Below are 17390 nucleotides of genomic sequence, written 5' to 3'. Positions count from 1 at the left end.
GTACATACATCAACCATGAAACGGTAAAGGGGATCTGGAACTGTGAAAAAGAGAAATCAATGGCTCGCCGTTTTGTCCATGACTGCCATACTTGGCGCAGGGGCAACCAGCTATACATCGATGGTCAATGCGGCCAGCACTACGGAATCTGCGAATGATCATATCGTACTGCGAACAGCCATCCAAAATATGCAGGGAACCATTACATGGGATAGCAGCACCCGAAGTGCGGACATCCAGTTGGGAGAGATCCGGGTGCAACTTCCGGTGGGAAAAGCCACAGCTACCATTAACGGTGTGCAAACTCCACTGGACAGCAAAAGTTATGTCACCAAAGGAACAACTTATGTTTCTCCACAAACATCGAAGTTGATTACGGATCAAGTGATTCTGACCCAAAATAAAACCGGTTTTGAACAGACAGCGGCTTTCCAGATGCCAAGTGGCAAAGCTGAAATTGCTGCTTCCACTCCGGACGGCCAGCGTTTGCTCGTAACCGAAGCTGACAATGGCAGCATTTCCATTCTGGATATTGCCGACCTGAATGACGTTAACGTTCTGAAAACCGTTAGCTTCCATGACCTCTCTGCCAAAGCGGAGGTTACCAGCGTAACCGTATCCAAGGATGGCAAATACGGCCTTGCCGTTATTCGTACAGGTGATACAGATACGGAAGCGAACAAGGGCTTGCTGGCGATTGTTGACCTTACCACCTATAAAACAGTGAAGACCTACGAACTTGGCATTGGACCAGACTCCATCGCATTGTCCCCGGATGGATTACACGCTGTGATTGCCATTGAGGATGAGGAGCTTAACAAAGCTGCGGATGAGATTGATTACCCCAATGCAAAACGTCCAGGCAGCATCATGATTGTCTCTTTTGCCGGCGGAAACGTACTTGAAGGAGAGGTAACCAGCCTCCCTGTATCCCTGGAAGATGTGAACGGAGCAAGCTATCCGCATGATCCGCAGCCGGAGTATGTCGCTATTAGCCCGGACAGCAAAACAGCGGCTGTTACATTACAGGAGAACAACGTCATTGCCATCATCGATCTGGAAACAAAGCAGATCAGCTCCATGTTCTCCCTTGGTACGACTTCACATCAAGCCGATCTGAAAGATGACGGGATCGTTCAGTTCACCGAAAGCCTGGCAGCTCGCTATGAACCAGATGGTATTGCTTTCTCTGCGGATGGCAAGTACCTGCTGACTGCCAATGAAGGCGACTTGGGCAAAGATGAATTCGACAATGGTATTAAAGCAGGCGGACGCAATATCGCAGTCTGGGATCTGCAGGGCAAGCGTGTGTATGACAGCCAAAACCTCATTGACGAAGCGACCGCCGAGGCAGGTTTGTACCCGGATGATCGCAGTCCCAACAAAGGCAGTGAAGTCGAGAATCTGACGGTATCCACCGTGGATGGTACAACCTATGCTGCCGTGGCTTCCGAACGGGCCGACGCCATTCTGTTCTTCGATCTTGCTGACCCGGTAAATCCGGCCTATCTGGGCTTGATTCCGACAGCTGGTGAGTCACCGGAAGGCATTCACCGGGTTAACGAACGCAGCGTATTTGTAAGTGCGGATGAGAGCACGGGAACACTTAGCTTTTTTGAGAAAAAGTAATTCAGGTTCTCTGCAGGCAACTGCACATGGAACTGGAATAACATGAACTTAAAAAGGACAAGAGAGCATCGCTGCTCTCTTGTCCTTTTCTTGCTATCTGCGTTTATTATGAGGAATCATCATGCCCCCCACATGTTATTCGTCATTGAACGTTACGAGCCAATCGCTCCAGCCATTCTACCGCCGGAGCGAGGACTGCTTCATCAATATCGAATTCCGGATGGTGATGGGGTGCGGGCAGATCGCTGCCAACAATCATGTACGTAGCGAGACCGCCCTGCTCCTGTACACGTTTGATCATATAGCTGGCATCTTCGCTGCCCAGGGCAGCCCCGTCCGAAATTGCTTCTGCATGCCGAATTCCGGAAATTCCCTCTGCCTGCTTCACGGCAAGTGCCGCAAGTTCCATATCACAACGGATGGGAATGGCTCCACCTACAATCTCAATCATAACACTTAATTCATGCATGGCTGCACTGTGTTCGAGGATCTGACGTACCCGTCGCTCCAGTTCAAGATTCGTTTCTTCCTTGGTGGAACGCGTCTCGATCACCATTCGAGCGTGTTCAGCGATGATGTTCGCGCCGGTCCCGCCTTCCAGGATTCCAACATTAATCCGAGTATCGGCTGTACTGAACCGAGGCAGCGCATGAATATTGAGCATGGCTGTTGCAGCACCAAGCAGCGCATTTCGGCCTTCCTCAGGGGAAGCTCCCGCATGCGAGGATACTCCCGTAAAGTGTGCTTCCAGCTTGGTCGTTGCCAGGAAACCGGCGGATGCCCCTTTGACATGACCGGACGGCACATCGGTACCCAGATGCATACAGAACAGGCGGTCTACCTGTTCAAGCATGCCTTTTTCCACCATGGCATATGCACCGCGCACTCCCTCTTCGGCAGGCTGGAACAGCAGCCGCACTTTCCCCGCAAACTGTCGGTCGCTTAACCGTTCTGCCAGCGCAAGACCGATACTGGTATGCCCATCATGTGCACACGCATGCATGATTCCTTCATGGGTTGAGCGGAAATCCCCGGCTTGTGGTGTATGCTTGTTCATCTCACTTTCACGAATCGGCAGGGCATCCATATCGAAGCGAAATGCAGTTGTCGGTCCTTCCTGAATTCCTTCCAGCTCGGCTACAACAGCCGTAAATCCACCACGCATGTGCTCCACTATAGCCGGATCTGCCCCCTCGCGGATCGCTCGCTGGTAGGCATCCTCCAGCACTTCCGGTTGGGGAAGTCCCCGCCGGGACATGTCATCAATGGCATCTTTTCCATACGTGACACGGTAACCTAACGCCGTTAACATCTGTACAACTTTGGTGGAGGTGCGAAATTCAGTGAATCCCAGTTCGGGATATTGATGCAGCTCTCTGCGAAGCGCAATAATGTCGATCATATTCTTTACTCCTCTCTCGACTCTTTCAGTTTCCTGCTCTCTCTATCCTTACAATCTTGGATGAACTCCCGGGCCAAGCGGCAGGTTGAAAACATACCAGAGAATGACCATGACCACCCAGACCGAGAAGAACGCAATCGAATATGGCAAAATCAATGAATAATACGTTCCGAGCTTCGCATCCTTACGGTACTCCTGCAAAAATCCAACGAACAACGGCACGAACGGTGAAACCGGAGCAAGTGGAATAATCACTGAATCGGATACCCGGAAAATGACCTGGGTGAATGCCGGATGGAATCCAAGCAGCATCATCATCGGAATAAACACCGGAGCGAGAATGGACCACATCGCAGATCCACTCGCAATAAACATCGTAAGGAGCGCAGACAGGAAGATCAGTCCGATTACAACCGGAATGCCGTTAATGCCTGTTTTTTCAAGCAGATCCGTAATGAATACAAAAATCATACCGAACTGAAGTTCTGCTGTATACCTCTTTATCACACAACCATTGTCAGTCTTTATCAGATACAGAAATATTGGATCTAAAGACTTATGATTTTCCCTGATTGCTTATGAAATTTAATCGTAAATTTTACATTTAGTTAATCCATTCCTTACGCTCGTTTAGCAATTGTTGTATACACTGGATCTTGGATACCAAACTATACATATTTTCTAGGAGGATGCATTCATGTTAAACCGGTTCAATGCCCGTGCAGCCAAAATGATGCTTGCGGTTACGACAGTTGTTACAGCTACGCTAGGAGGAAGCAGTGCTGTGTGGGCTGTGGAAGACACCGCCACATCTGCATCAGCATCACCGATCAAAAATGTCATTATCCTGATCCCGGACGGCATGGCTAACGATGCGACTGCACTTGCTCGCTGGTACAAAGGGTCTTCCCTGACTTTGGATTCCATGGCCAGCGGTATGGTTCGCACACACTCCGCGGATGCGCCGATTGCGGACTCGGCTCCTGCCGGAACGGCTTTTGCTACAGGTTATAAATCACATACAGGATATGTTGGCGTACTGCCGGATAAGGCAACCATGCCTGGACAAAAGGCCATCGCTCCTGGAGATGAAAAAAAACCGATCGCTTCCGTTCTGGAAGCATCCAAACTGGCAGGTAAGGCAACCGGCATTATCGCTACCTCCGAAATCATGCATGCTACACCGGCCGACTTCTCCGCTCACTATCCGGACCGCAAAAATTACGATGCACTCAGCAAACAGCAAGTATATAACGGTATGGACGTTGTTTTGGGCGGGGGAAGCCGTTACCTGGAGCCAGCGGGCCGCCAAGACGGCGAGAATCTGGTCTCTTCCATCAAGGCACTGGGTTACGATTACGTAACAACACCGGCTGCAATGAAAGCTTCGGACTCCGGCAAGCTCTGGGGAATGTTCGCACCTGCGGGCATGTCCTATGACATGGATCGCGATCCCGCGAAACAGCCAAGCCTTGCTGAAATGACATCCAAAGCCATTGAAGTCCTGTCCAAAGATGAAGACGGCTTCTTCCTGATGGTAGAAGGCAGCAAAGTGGACTGGGCGGCTCATGCCAACGATCCGATTGGAATTATCAGTGACGTACTGGCATTTGATGATGCTGTAAAAGCAGCGATGGATTTCGCCAAAGCAGATGGAGAGACCGCTGTTGTGGCTGTGACTGACCATGGTAACGGCGGACTTACCATTGGTAATAATGCAACAACTGGAACCTATGACAAAGAACCGTTATCCACATTTATCGGACCGTTGAAAAAGGCCAAGCTGACAGGTGAAGGCGTGGAAGCGAAGCTGAATGCCAAACGCACCAACATCAAAGCAGTCATGAAACAATACTATGGCATTTCTGATCTGACTTCCGAAGAGATCGCTACAATCAAAGCAGCCGAGCCAGGCAGCCTTAACTACGCGATCGGGCCAATGATCAGCAAACGTGCGGGCATCGGCTGGACGACGGGTGGTCATACAGGCGGAGATGTGGTGCTGTATACGTATGCTCCGAACAATGACCGTCCATTCGGAGTGATCGACAACACGGATGTGGCTAAATACATGGCACGCGTACTGGACCTGGATCTGGACAGCGTGAGCAAACAATTATTTGTTCCTGCCAAACAAGCATTTACAGCCAAAGGAGCAACTTACAAGCTGGATCTGAAAGACAACAAAAATCCGAAGATTCTAGTAACGAAAGGCAGCACGAAGCTCGAACTGCATATCTATAAAAATATCGCATTGGTTAACGGAAAAAAGACTGAGCTGGAAGGCGTAATCGTATATAACGGCGTCGAAGCCTTTGTACCACAAGGTGCAGTGGATTTGATCCAGTAATTCGACAGTCCGCCTGTAACCAAAAGCGCCATAATACGAGAGCGCAGGAACTTTTACAGAACTTTACCAAGGGTTTAACCATTTGGCTGCCGAATGTTTCGGCAGCTATTTTGTTGTTTTTTTACAAGGAGTGGGTTCCAGTCCCCGCTTATCGTATAATGAACGTGACATTGATAATAGGAGATAAATAAAGGAGAGATTCACCCATGTTGATCAAACTAAATTGGATCACGCTTCGGGTACGCGATTTGAAAGCCTCACTCGGGTTCTACCACGGTATGCTCGGGCTTCCAATTCAGCGTCAATTCGAAAGCCGTGGACGGCAGATCGCCATGCTAGGCACTGAAAAAGAAACCATGCTGGAATTAATTGAGGGCAACGAATCCATTCTTAAAAAAGAAGCTGGCGTGTCCATCGGCTATGAGGTAAGCTCGCTGGAGGAAGCCATGGAACGGCTGGCGGCGCTGGATATTCCTATTGTACGCGGCCCCATCCAGCCCAATCCTCACCTGCGCTTCATTTACATTGCCGACCCGGACGGCTTCGAGATACAGCTCGCCGAGCATGGATGATCCGGCGGAAGAAATGAAAAAAAATGTGAAACATCGCCTATCTGCCAAGCCCCGTCGCAGAGTAGTATGGTTCGCTGCAATCGCTGCCGCGTCCCTTTTTACATGTGGAATTTATGTGGGGTTTAACACCTGGGGAAATAGTTATGCTCCTGCACCTGCGCAAGGAGGTATTCCACAGGATTCAGCACCTGTTCAATCGACGGGGGAAACCATCGTTTTCCCAGGAATGGATGGCAGTAAGATTAAATTGCCTCTGCAATTGTCGGAAGTACAGCTCAGCATTGACAGCGATAGAAGCTATATCAGATCTGCTCCTCCTCGAATCCCGGAGATAAGTTACGAACTCTCACCGGATCTGAAAGACAAGCTGCAAGCAGTACTGGTGTATCGACCAGACATACCAGGCGGTTACCTGTTATTAGCACCAGCTGGCTGGAAAGCTTCCGGAACCGTGGGTGCGAACGGTTCATATGGGCTCACGCTGACGAATCCAGATGATACAGAAGAGACCCTGCATTATTCAGATAATGCCTGGGCCTGCCAGGGCTGTGCTATAAACAACATTGGAACCTATTTCCCCGATCAGGCCAACTGGGCAGATGAACAGGGTTTCTCAGTCTATAAGCCTATCGCTTTTGACGAATGGAATGATGTCGGATCGGAGGGGGATGACCACCGAACAGCATTGTATGTGACGGCATCGAAGGACGGATTCCATCAGGAAGGTGTCGCCTATTACGCAGAAGACAGCAATGGTTATTTATTCAGGCTGTTGGAATTCAATCTTACTCAAGTTTCCTCCATTGAAGACGAGACAATTCAGTCCTCTCTGCGTTTTTTTCAGTCCCAACATGGACCGATAAATATTGAGACAGACTAGGTGCATGTCTAGAATCACCATTTTTTAGCCTATATAAAAAAATCTCTAGTTGCGTCCAGAACATGCTCGCAATGTTCACTGCTGCACAGGCCTTGTTTCAGGCTTTGGACTTGCTTATCTCCAGCCAGTTCATTGATTCTCCTCCTCCAAGTACTTCATACACTACAATACACTGTAAAGGAGATATACCTCGTGTTCAAGTTATAGCACAGGCGATCAAAAAAAGCCCGGCCAGGACGATGAACATGCACGGACGGGCTTTTAGCATTTCCTTTAAAGGTCTCCTGGACACTAAGCCGAGAGTGTATCCATCGGCACGCTACCTGGTGAAGGACGATCAGCTACCTTTTCTTCGCTGGTAACAGAGGAAGCCTGATGATCTGACACCAGCTCATTCAGGTTCAAGATCAACTGCTCCAGCTCGCCGAAGCTGTCCACCATCTTCTGAGTCAGGCTGCGCTGCTCCTCCATACTGGCAAGAATCTCTTCAGCAGCTGCACTGGATTGCTGGGTCACACTTGAAATCTCGGAAACCTCATTCACCACTCTTGTAGAGGATTCCTTCATCGTTGCTGAACTGCTCTCAATATCCGTTGCCTGATTCAGCACTTCCTGGGAATTGTTATTAATGGTACGGAACACGACTTCTGCCGTCTGCACGCTGTCTCTTCCTTCTTGAAGAGCGAGGCGAATACGCTCGAAGCGATCCGTCAGCGCCTGTGTCTGTCCTTTTAACCGGGTCAAAATGGTAGCTATGTCACTTGCCGATTGACCTGAATGCTCGGCCAGCTTGCGAACTTCCTCCGATACCACTGCAAACCCACGACCATGTTCTCCTGCACGAGCGGCCTCGATCGCAGCATTGAGTGCAAGCAGGTTGGTCTGGTTGGCAATGTCCGAAATACTGTTCAGCATCAGGGACATGGACTCACTTTCCTCGTTGAACTTTCTCATATCACCAGCTGTTGTATTGATCGTCTCATAGAGCTCCCGCATCTGTATATTCAGATGGTCCATCTGGGCACTGCCCGTTTCCGTACTGGTCGCCATACTAGCAGACAGCTCTTTCATCTGGGAAGAATACGAAGCGACATCGCGGATATGATGATCCGACAAGGAGAGAGACTCCGAGATTTCGGCTACACTGGTTGCCTGGAACTCAACGCCTTTGGCCACTTCACTGAATCCGAGCGTCACCTCATGAGTAATGGAACCAGTTGCCTCCACTTTTTGCTTCAGTTGATCCGTGTAACGGGACAAGCCCTCCACAGATTCTTTGACCCGTTCCAGCATGGTTTCCACTCTCTCTTTGGAGCTCTCCACCTCTTGCCAGCGTACTTCGCTTTCACGGAAGAGTCTTTGATTCAAATGGGAGACCATCATCAGGATCGCTCCGGTAAGGGCAAACATGCCCACGTTAACAATGTTTCCAATAAAATCAATCGTATTTTCTGTATTTATGACAAATAATTGAAGGACACTATTTGCGAGTGATATGAAAAATCCAATCATAAAAAACTTCTTGTTCGGATACAGCAGCAATATTGCAGTTAAGACCAAACTTAGCGAGAAATTGACAGCCCCCCAACCAACGTAGACCCCACATATTGTAATGATCAGTGTGACCAGCCAAGGAATTAAATGAATGTGTTTTCGTTTCACATTAGCATATGTAACCCAACCCGCAAACAAAATGGCTAGTCCATTGGAAACAAGCAGCTTAGGAAGCAGAAAGAGCATGCTCAGACCAATAACAACTATAATCCACAAAATAATATTGATTAGCTTGTTCCTTTTCCAAATAATCTCATCGTACCGACTCATCCGTTCCCCGTCCTTTATCTAGGTAAATGTGGTTTTTGTAGGGCAACTCTGTACTACATTCCATTGGTCTATGGTCCTGCATATACGCAATCCGCAAATACCTCGCGCCGTAGCATAGTACAAATTAACTTCATAAACATGAAATAATCGCCACATTATGTATATCGGTATTCTAAATTTAAAATTTATATGCAACGATAAAATAATATGCTTCCATATCATATTGACAAACGAGAAAAGCCTGCTTATACGCTTTCACGTACATGCAGGCCAGGTTAATTCAAGTGAATCAGGGTGTCTACTAACCAATCCTATTTAATTTTCAACTTGATCATATTGCGCTCTGCTTCTTGAAGGTCATCGTACACTTTGCCAGGTTCACCACGCAGCTTCATTACAAGCGATTGCGGATCGTCCAGCAGATTGCTGCTGAAGGAGTAGATCATGCCGTCTTCCGTTCCATTCCCTCCTACCAAGGATAACTCTGTCTGCTTTCCATCCTTGGTTGAAGACACAATTTTAATAGGGTTCACTGCATCAGAGATCAAAAGTCTGGTTTCGTAATCAATCTCTTTTTCAGGTTCATAGATGAATCTGGCACGAGTCACAAGAGGTGATAACACTACTTCGGATAACAAAACCTCATAGCCGCCAACTGTGAATAGCTTATTCAGTTCTAAGACTTCCGTATGTGGAACCGAGAATTTGGAGTCCAGATTGAAAGTGATGTTCATTTTTTTTGAAAATTGATACTTGCGTTCCTTTTTGACTGCATCTGAATCAGTCCCCTGGTTCGGAACAACGGATGAAATCTGTAGATTAATCATGACTTGTTCAGGCAAGGGCTGCTTTTGTGTAAGCTCTATGGTGCTTCGACCATAAATGGTGTGGTTATCATTCGAGGTATGCAAGCCCCCTGAATTTCCATTATCTATTAACTTACCGGTCAGCGCATTTGTCATTTTCGTATTAACGACCGAATAGATCTCCTGAGAGTCATCTGTTTTTGCCGTATACAAAACGATTAATCTGTTTTCATCTGCCATCACTGCATTGACAGTAAATTGATATATTCCGGATTTCACCGTACGGTCCACGAGTTGAAAATAGCCATTATTTATAGCTGAAACAAGAGTTTCCCCATCAACGTCCTTTGCAGCTAAGTCCCGGAATGGCTCCAGAACTCCCCAATCCTGAATGGGTTCAACGGCTGTAGTCTGTGGGGCAAAGCCCCCTCGGTATGGCCCGAGCAGAAACCATCCTGCAGCCATTGCCGTTATAAGCACAGCAGTAAGCCATTTGATCTGGACACCACTTGTCGTTCGCCTCGCTCTTGCTATCGCAAGCCCTCGCTGGATGGCAAATGCCGTATCTGCCGGATTCAGTTGTTGTTTCTCCAGTTCGACCTGATATGCGTCTGCAAGAAGTGCCTTTTCCTCCGGACTAGTTTCCATGCCAATCCCCCCTGTTCTTCATCAATTTCCGTAACTGCTCCAGCCCCTTGTGCTGCCAGGTTTTAATGGTTCCTTCGGGTTTTCCGAGGATCGAGGCTATGTCGCTCAGCGTCATGTCGTTATAATACTTCAGCAGTAATACATGACGATACTTCGGTTTTATTTTCTTCAAAAGCGACCACATGGCAATTCGGTTATCATCCAGGCCAGCAACCGCAGCATTCGCAAAAGCTTCCTCCCAACCATCATTAGACAGCGGCGCGGTTCGCTTGCGGCGTCTCTGTTCGTCAATACAGACATAGATCAGAATCCGAATGATCCATGACTTAAACGCCTTCTCATTTTTCAACGTCCGACGCTTCGTCCAGGCCCGGCATGTCATTTCCTGCACGGCTTCCAGAGCATCATGACGGTTACGCAGATAACTGTAGGCAATGGAAATCAGGGTATCCTGATGCTCCATGATGGACTGAACAAACACTGTCTCGTCTTCGGTTTGCACGAACATGATCTTCTTCATCTCTGCTTTGGTCTCCACCCCGCATCCCTCCTTCTCTCTCTTTCTGTGGTTTAAGACGGGTGAATGCACCAAACGGTTTTTATTATTTTCTTGCATATCAAAAAGCTCCAATTGCGAAACAAAGTAAACACTCTGAAGAAGACTCAAGGCTCTCTGGAAATATTTTGAGTCTAAGTATAAAAAGAATGACCCCTGTTCAATACAGAGATCATCTTCATCAATCCATATAAGCCTCTCTATTATCCCAATTAAAAATTACTGTAAGCTCCAGATTTCCCCTTGCTGTAAATTCACTCTGTGATCATTAATTAAAATGGTGTGGTTATTACTCCATTCCAAGTCGACTTGATCTACCTTTCGCTCCGAGTAAACAACTTTTTTAAACCAAAGCGGCCCCTGTAATTCACCTACAACACCAAATGTCCCCATTGCACCAGCATCCGTTTTATAAAATTTTAATGTATAGTGCTGATCTGGCGAATGAGTAATCGTAAGTAATTCTTTTGATCCGGAAAACATGGTGGTAAATGATACAACGACAATAAGCAGGAAAATCAGGACTGAAGAGAGAATCGTCGAGATCCAGCTCCTTAGATTCGCAAACTTGTCCGACTGATCTTTAAAACCAAGTATAGCTAGAGCTAGCACTAAAATAGAACAAACGAGCATCACATAGGTAGGCGGAACGATTAACCATTGATTATTCATATGGGAATATAAAGAGTAAAACGAAATGAAGTATAAAATGAGCACGAACAACAATGCAATCCAGCTCATTTTTTTCACCATCAAGAATCCCCTATTCTTCATGCAATTCACCGATGGAATGATCCAGCCACAGTTCATACCACTCCAGAAAACGCAGCCGGTCCGTATTCCCCCAGTAGTGATCCGGATAAATCCCATTTCGATTCGCCCGATCATCGGTCCAAATTTCTCCACTGCATGGTCCGTTCAAGACCAGATTCATGGAAATGCCGCAGCCAAAATCACTAATACGCAGCAGGCCTGCCGACCATTTCGGATCGAGATATTCATGGTCCAGCGCATCCCACTCCTCTTCTTCCTTGCTCTCATCGTACCAGTCATAGTCCCAGTTCCAAGCTTCGGCAAATTGAAAAGCATCCGAGATAGCATTCAGCTCATCATCATATCCAATCACGGCATACACCCCGTCGTCCGGCCTCTCCAGCCCGTAATATGGACCTGCGCCACCCGATCCAATATGCAGCAGGAAAGCGCGATAATCCTCGGGCAGCCTAATCTTCCATTTCTGTTCGAACGCTATGATCTTTTCCGTTGTCCATACGGGATCCATCTCATATTTATGGTTCTCTGCGCCAAATAAGTCCATCTCCGGGTCCAGGCTTTGAAGAATTTTCAACTTCTCGCGTAGGCGTTTCAGCTGCTGTTCATACATAACCGCTCGTCTCCTTCGCTGCTCTGTTAACTTCGTTCCACAACGTATCCACGTTGATGCAACTCATCCAGCGCTGCTTCTATATCGCGCGCGGGGCATAGCTCCCTGATTAGACTGGCTGTCACTGGTTTCCCCTCATATACTTCAGTTAACGCAGACAAGGACAATTCCTGTGTGTCATAATATCCTTCTGCCCAATCAGCAAATGCCTCTGGCGTTTCCTCAATATAGCCCAGCAAAAAATCGGCACCGCCTGTGGCGTCGTCTTCGCCTTCCTCCTTTAACGCTTGCTGAATCCAGCTTCCAGCTTTCCATTGTGGATCGTTTCCTTCCTGCCAAACACAAAAGGTAACATCCTCCAATTCCAACGCTTCCCCATGATCCCGCAAAATAGTCAATAATGCTTCTGGCACTTCGTCATACATGCCTGGGTAGACTTCTCCATCTTCTCGGGCATGTGGACTTAAGGGTGATTCATGGTCGAATCCCTTGATTAACGTACCGTAGCTGGTAAACAACACATGCAGGTGATCACCTGCACCATTATCGATGCTCCCCCATGCCACACCAGGCTGCAGCTCGGCTTCATAACGGTGTACGCGGAGCCATTCTTCCTCTGACATGATGATATCCAATGCAGCAAGCACGCGCATGTGTTGATGCAGTGTATCTGAATTCGTTATCGACGTGAAATTCCAATTCAGCATGTGAAACCCTCCCGATATACTGTCTACTGTTCTTTAGGACTTACCCATTCCTGTACCATTCATAAAAACATTCTAAACACGGATCAGACTATCCAGTATGTTATGGCCCTGGGCACTTGGTTTTATAGACATCGAAATGTGATTGCCTTCTCTAGAGACCAAGCACGCATAGTTTCCGGGCTGCAGCGGCAAGGTTATCCCATCGCATGACTCATCCGGCTCCAGATCTCCGCCACTGACGTCCTCGGCCGCTCCCAGAAATACATTGCCGGAGGGAACTTGCAGATAAAACACTTGCACTCCTTGTGTTTCTTGCACTTCGTTAGCTGTGTCCGAGATATCCACACTCCACGTTACCTCATACAATCCATCCGCTCCCAGATTGAAAAAGAGACAATGACCTGCGTTCACCTCAGCCAGTTCATCTTCCGGAAGGGACCACCAGTCCGACGGTTCTTCCACACGGTGTTTTAACGAAGCCAGATCATACAGACACAGCGTTGCCGTATCCGTATCAAATTGAAATGTCCCACGCATCCTTCATCTTCCTCTCTGATTGTAATCATTTATTGTATCAGCCACTCCAAGCGCTGCAGCAGATCGCTGTCCAATTCCTGCCTGCATAACGACAGCTGCGTATGAAGACGTTCCCGTTCAGCCGTGGACATTCTGCCCCCGTAGCTGCGATTCGGGAATTGGGCCCAGTTGTGCAATTGGCGCTGGATTGTGCGTTTCACCCATTCCTGCTTGGCTGTTGGGAGCTGTTGCAGCAGCAATCCGAGTTGAGTCCATCTGCCCATGGCAGAGATGATGCGCAGCACATTTCGAATAACATGAGGCAAGACATCGGCTCCCGACAATAGAACAGCGGCTTCATCAGGCTTAATGAGATATGGATGGCGCATGAGTGCCCTGCAGGCTTCCCGGGAGATGCCTGGTTGAGGGCTCCTTAGCGAACATATAAAATAATTTCCATAGGATATAGCGTCCAGCCGCATCAACCCGCGTATAACTGCTTTCCGTACTGCAACGGATGGATGCTGAGCATATTCAAACAGGACCTCAGCGTCTGCCTTTTCCCCCGTCTCGCCAAGACCGGCAAGGGCAGCAGCAAGATGGTCTTGCCCTTCGCTCCATATCGCGTCAAGATACCACTCCGCATAATTCACCTTCATCCAAGGTTTGGCATGCCTCCGTGCTGTATCTCGTACAGACAGGTTCGAATCCAGAAGCCGGTCCATTATAATCTCCCTCGCATCTGCGGGATACATCGTGGCAAGCACATCCAGACTTTCCCGGCGGATCGAAGGCACACTGTCCATCTGCATGCGAAGAAGGACCTCTCTCAGCTTCTGACCGGACAACATGCGATCCACTCGCTGTGCTGCCCAGCGCCGTATGGAAGGATCCTCATCACGCAGCGCCTGCTCCATAAGCATCTCCGTATCCGTTCCTTCTGCTTCCATCGAGATACGAAAAGCCAATCGGCGGATGCCGGGCTCCGGGGATACCCGTGCCGTATGAAGGACATATCGGCATTCCTTCTGTCGCAGCAGGTGATGCACGGATTCAATGAAAGACTCGAATGAATCCCGGCCACAGATCCGAAGTCGCTCCACAAGTATGATATGTTCCATCCACAGCTTGGCATATTCTGGCGTCTGTTTTCGTTCGAGTGCAGCTCTGGCCAGATTGCGAATTTCGGGCACCCAATCATTCAACCGAAGCAGCAAATAAGCAAAGCTATAGGACTCGCCTTCCCGAATCATCCTTTTAACTGCTGCCTCTCTTATGTATCCGCTCCAGTGCATCGTCAACATGGATAAACGGATTGTACTGGCCTGATCCATCGTATGCATCTCACGTTCCACTACTCGCTTCCGATCCACAGGAGATGGACGCCATTCCCGCACATGTTCATTCAGCCAAACCAATTCGGATACGGGACATACCGCAAGCAAACGGGTAACCGCCTGCTCTGCTGCCCGACGAATGTCGGCACACTCATGATCCATCATTCGTAACATGACCGGAATCGCGGCATAGACTCCAGACTGGCCAATCTGACGAAGTTGCTGCACCGTTTCCTGAACAGTTCCTGTTCCCAGCTGATTGAGTTTTCCATTTAATTCAGAAGACAATTGACGCACGTTCACCCGCTCCTTCCCATCTGATCCAGGTAAGGAATCAGAACCATATCCAACCATTATATCAAGCCGGGAAGCGGGGTTAAAGGAACCCATGGGCTATATCTGTTTATGCTATACTTGTGAAAAAATGCAATGAGTGAGGGATTGTAATATGGATGGATGGGAAAGCGGCGTCATTCAGGTTGACGATAGTCTAAAATTGTATTCCGGTCTCACGGAGGAGGAATTGAAGACAAGTCTTTTTTATAAGGAGAAAAGCACAGAAGTTCAAACGCTCACTACGGGATATACGTGGTACAGATTCAAATCAGTCGCTTCTTCGGGTGGCAAAACATATTACCTCGCCTTGTGTTTCTATCAGTCCCGACTAGTTCATGCCAGTCTGGCACTGGACGGCAGCGAATTTCCGTCTTCATGGGATGACTGGACCGAGGCAGGTGAGATGAAGCGCAAAGCGGCCCATGATGAATGGCTGAAGCAGCAGATTTCTGGTACACCGCAAATTGTACGCTCCAAACCCTATCCCTACATGGAATACAGCTTTCCATGGGGAGCGATCTATTCCAGCTATGATCCCCGGTCTGCCAGTGCAAGCATTGGGTTCACATTTACCTGAGGTTATGACGGTTTCCTCCACGTAAACAGGCTGTATCTCTTCATTTTCGGGTGCAAATTGACGATATAACCATAACATGAATTTTTTGAACTTTGTGGAGGAAACTATGTCAATCAACCTTAGAAGAGAACCCTTTCGTTATACATTGAAGGAACCCATCACGTTTGAAATTTACATCATCAGCATTAACGGTGTATCTGCACCACACAAACCCATTCAGGCCGAATTGATTGATATCAGCCGCTCTGGCTGCCAGCTTTCGTTTCCGCTAAGCCTGCATGTCGAGTCCAATGAAATCCGGATCGGAATGAATCTGCTTCTTTTTGAAGATCCCTTATATCTGGAAGGAACACTGCGCTGGGGCATAGAGGAGAACGAAACATGGCATTACGGCGTGCAGCTTGAGATTCCGGATGGCAATCACGATCGCCTGTCCAGAGAGATGCGCATGCTTGCCGGACAGGGAAAGATCATGGTGAAGTAGCAGCTTTATTCGCGGTGGAGGCATTCTCCATTTTGGACCAGTTCACGCTTCTTTCCAGAATCAGTGAGACAAGAACACCGATCACGAGTCCATTGCTAATTATGGGAATGAGGTAAATGGGCAATGCCTGAAAAGCTTCGGCAGGGATGTTCATTACGGCAACCCCGGTTAGAACAGGCAGAGCTACGCGGTATATCGTTTTGGAATTAAACGTTGTCCCTTCAATGGTTCTGAGTGCTGTTCCGAACATTTGCAAGTAGGCTACAAACAATACGGCACTGCCTACATTTGGCGGTATTTGCGCAAAAAAGGCAGTGACTGAAGAGGTTAGCCCCAAAATACATAACATGCTTGCCCCAATAATAAAAGCAGCACGTTTCAAAATACGTGTACTTTCCAGAAAACCGATTGACGATGCAAATAGACCAAATGGCAGCACGCCCACACATGCAGAGAGCATGCTAAACAATCCTGTCAGCATATAGGAGCGTTTATATTGTTGGTCTGTCGTCTGTGTTCCGTATATTTTTTCCACCGTGCTTAATGTTGTGATTGAATTCGTCATATTGACCAATCCGACAAAGAACGCCGTAATGACAATCCCCGGCTCCCACGTCGGTGCCCCCCATGGAAACAGCGAAAACAAACTCCTCCCAGAATCACTCGATAGCCCTGCGTGTTGACCTGGAAACACAAAACTGTAGGCAATCCATCCTGACACTATGCCAATGAGAATGGAGTAATTGCCCAGTTTGCCCCTGCCCTTCAGCTGGATCAAGGCGACCAGAAACGCAATTGCAACCGATAAGGCGGCTACAGGCAGGTTGAATGTACCAAATTCGGTATAGCCCACCATACCCTTGAAGAAATTCATGGTCAGCTGGATCGTCATGAGAAACAGCATCGCACTCTTGACCATGGGTGTAAACAGCTTCTGCAATACATGGGCTGCACCTAATCTGCCAAGGACCATCATGGTGAAACCGGCTAACAGGAAACCGGTAGCAAGCCCTCCCCCGATTCGCTCCAAACTCATACCGGCAGAAGATGCCGAAACGGTTAGGCTGAGGGTTAATCCCCACCACAGACCCGAAGGACCGTCCATAACTGCATAGCGGTGTCCAAAGACAGCCTGCAGAATGCACACGGCTCCGGTAAGTAGAAATGCGTGCTGCATCGATGCTGCGATAGCATCCGGAGACAGCTGAAAATTATGTCCGATGGATAAGGGCACCACTACAGTATTGGTAAACAGGAAGAAGAACCACTGAATACCTGCCAAAACAAGCGAGGATGTTTGGCTCATATATTTTGATATAAAATGCTCTTGCTGTCTGTTCATGAATAGTTTATTTCCTTTCGCGCTTTCATATGGAATGGAC

17 protein-coding genes are annotated in these 17390 nt (G+C 48.1%); 6 read left to right on the top strand and 11 right to left on the bottom strand.

Annotation, left to right across the window (positions count from 1 at the left end):
* The first annotated feature begins 42 nt into the window (after nucleotides 1-42).
* Nucleotides 43-1629: a choice-of-anchor I domain-containing protein gene (locus AAIH57_RS16485; protein WP_430022409.1), complete on the top strand. Its 1587-nt coding sequence runs from the start codon at nucleotides 43-45 to the stop codon at nucleotides 1627-1629.
* Between the two features lie 142 nt (nucleotides 1630-1771).
* Here the strand turns inward: AAIH57_RS16485 and AAIH57_RS16480 are convergent, their stop codons facing one another.
* Together AAIH57_RS16480 and AAIH57_RS16475 are read right to left on the bottom strand one after the other, a co-directional pair.
* On the bottom strand, nucleotides 1772-3031 hold the full coding sequence (locus AAIH57_RS16480) for an amidohydrolase (RefSeq protein ID WP_430022408.1): 1260 nt from the start codon (nucleotides 3029-3031) through the stop codon (nucleotides 1772-1774).
* Between the two features lie 48 nt (nucleotides 3032-3079).
* The gene (locus AAIH57_RS16475) at nucleotides 3080-3502 is read right to left on the bottom strand and encodes an AbgT family transporter (protein WP_430022407.1); all 423 of its coding nucleotides are present in this window, start codon (nucleotides 3500-3502) and stop codon (nucleotides 3080-3082) included.
* Between the two features lie 226 nt (nucleotides 3503-3728).
* On the opposite strand from AAIH57_RS16475, the gene AAIH57_RS16470 reads away from it, so the two are divergent.
* The 3 genes from AAIH57_RS16470 (at nucleotide 3729) to AAIH57_RS16460 (ending at nucleotide 6833) form a co-directional block, all read left to right on the top strand.
* Entirely contained in the window at nucleotides 3729-5381 is a 1653-nt protein-coding gene (locus AAIH57_RS16470) for an alkaline phosphatase (protein ID WP_430022406.1), read from the top strand.
* A 206-nt stretch (nucleotides 5382-5587) separates the two neighbouring features.
* Entirely contained in the window at nucleotides 5588-5953 is a 366-nt protein-coding gene (locus AAIH57_RS16465; protein WP_430022405.1) for a VOC family protein, read from the top strand.
* Between the two features lie 13 nt (nucleotides 5954-5966).
* Nucleotides 5967-6833, top strand: a complete 867-nt coding sequence (locus AAIH57_RS16460; RefSeq protein WP_430022404.1) for a DUF4850 domain-containing protein — start codon at nucleotides 5967-5969, stop codon at nucleotides 6831-6833.
* A gap of 291 nt (nucleotides 6834-7124) precedes the next feature.
* Here the strand turns inward: AAIH57_RS16460 and AAIH57_RS16455 are convergent, their stop codons facing one another.
* The 8 genes from AAIH57_RS16455 to AAIH57_RS16420 form a co-directional block, all read right to left on the bottom strand.
* Nucleotides 7125-8657, bottom strand: coding sequence for a methyl-accepting chemotaxis protein (locus AAIH57_RS16455; RefSeq protein WP_430022403.1), 1533 nt, complete (start codon nucleotides 8655-8657; stop codon nucleotides 7125-7127).
* Between the two features lie 311 nt (nucleotides 8658-8968).
* Entirely contained in the window at nucleotides 8969-10111 is a 1143-nt protein-coding gene (locus AAIH57_RS16450) for a DUF4179 domain-containing protein (protein ID WP_430022402.1), read from the bottom strand.
* On the bottom strand, nucleotides 10101-10649 hold the full coding sequence (locus AAIH57_RS16445; RefSeq protein ID WP_430022401.1) for an RNA polymerase sigma factor: 549 nt from the start codon (nucleotides 10647-10649) through the stop codon (nucleotides 10101-10103). The genes AAIH57_RS16450 and AAIH57_RS16445 overlap by 11 nt, the downstream gene beginning before the upstream one ends.
* A 237-nt stretch (nucleotides 10650-10886) precedes the next feature.
* Nucleotides 10887-11420, bottom strand: a complete 534-nt coding sequence (locus tag AAIH57_RS16440; RefSeq protein ID WP_430022400.1) for a DUF5412 family protein — start codon at nucleotides 11418-11420, stop codon at nucleotides 10887-10889.
* Between the two features lie 10 nt (nucleotides 11421-11430).
* On the bottom strand, nucleotides 11431-12051 hold the full coding sequence (locus AAIH57_RS16435) for an SMI1/KNR4 family protein (protein ID WP_430022399.1): 621 nt from the start codon (nucleotides 12049-12051) through the stop codon (nucleotides 11431-11433).
* A 26-nt stretch (nucleotides 12052-12077) separates the two neighbouring features.
* On the bottom strand, nucleotides 12078-12758 hold the full coding sequence (locus AAIH57_RS16430) for a hypothetical protein (RefSeq protein ID WP_430022398.1): 681 nt from the start codon (nucleotides 12756-12758) through the stop codon (nucleotides 12078-12080).
* Nucleotides 12759-12830: 72 nt separating this feature from the next.
* A complete protein-coding gene (locus AAIH57_RS16425) occupies nucleotides 12831-13295 on the bottom strand; it encodes a DUF6386 family protein (protein WP_175397360.1) in 465 nt (154 codons plus the stop codon).
* 29 nt (nucleotides 13296-13324) lie between these two features.
* The gene (locus tag AAIH57_RS16420) at nucleotides 13325-14908 is read right to left on the bottom strand and encodes a HEAT repeat domain-containing protein (RefSeq protein ID WP_430022397.1); all 1584 of its coding nucleotides are present in this window, start codon (nucleotides 14906-14908) and stop codon (nucleotides 13325-13327) included.
* Nucleotides 14909-15059: 151 nt separating this feature from the next.
* Between AAIH57_RS16420 and AAIH57_RS16415 the strand changes: the two genes are divergently transcribed.
* Together AAIH57_RS16415 and AAIH57_RS16410 are read left to right on the top strand one after the other, a co-directional pair.
* Complete coding sequence (locus tag AAIH57_RS16415) at nucleotides 15060-15524, top strand: hypothetical protein (RefSeq protein WP_430022396.1); 465 nt, start codon at nucleotides 15060-15062, stop codon at nucleotides 15522-15524.
* A gap of 106 nt (nucleotides 15525-15630) precedes the next feature.
* A complete protein-coding gene (locus tag AAIH57_RS16410) occupies nucleotides 15631-16008 on the top strand; it encodes a PilZ domain-containing protein (protein WP_175397356.1) in 378 nt (125 codons plus the stop codon).
* Here AAIH57_RS16410 and AAIH57_RS16405 read toward each other — a convergent pair.
* A complete protein-coding gene (locus tag AAIH57_RS16405) occupies nucleotides 15995-17350 on the bottom strand; it encodes a uracil/xanthine transporter (protein WP_430022395.1) in 1356 nt (451 codons plus the stop codon). The two genes, AAIH57_RS16410 and AAIH57_RS16405, sit on opposite strands and share 14 nt — an antisense overlap.
* Nucleotides 17351-17390 lie beyond the last annotated feature (40 nt).

It is taken from the genome of Paenibacillus sp. MABNR03 (assembly GCF_050455445.1).
GTDB classification, from domain to species: domain Bacteria; phylum Bacillota; class Bacilli; order Paenibacillales; family Paenibacillaceae; genus Paenibacillus; species Paenibacillus xylanilyticus.
This window is presented reverse-complemented; position numbering and strand designations above follow the sequence as displayed.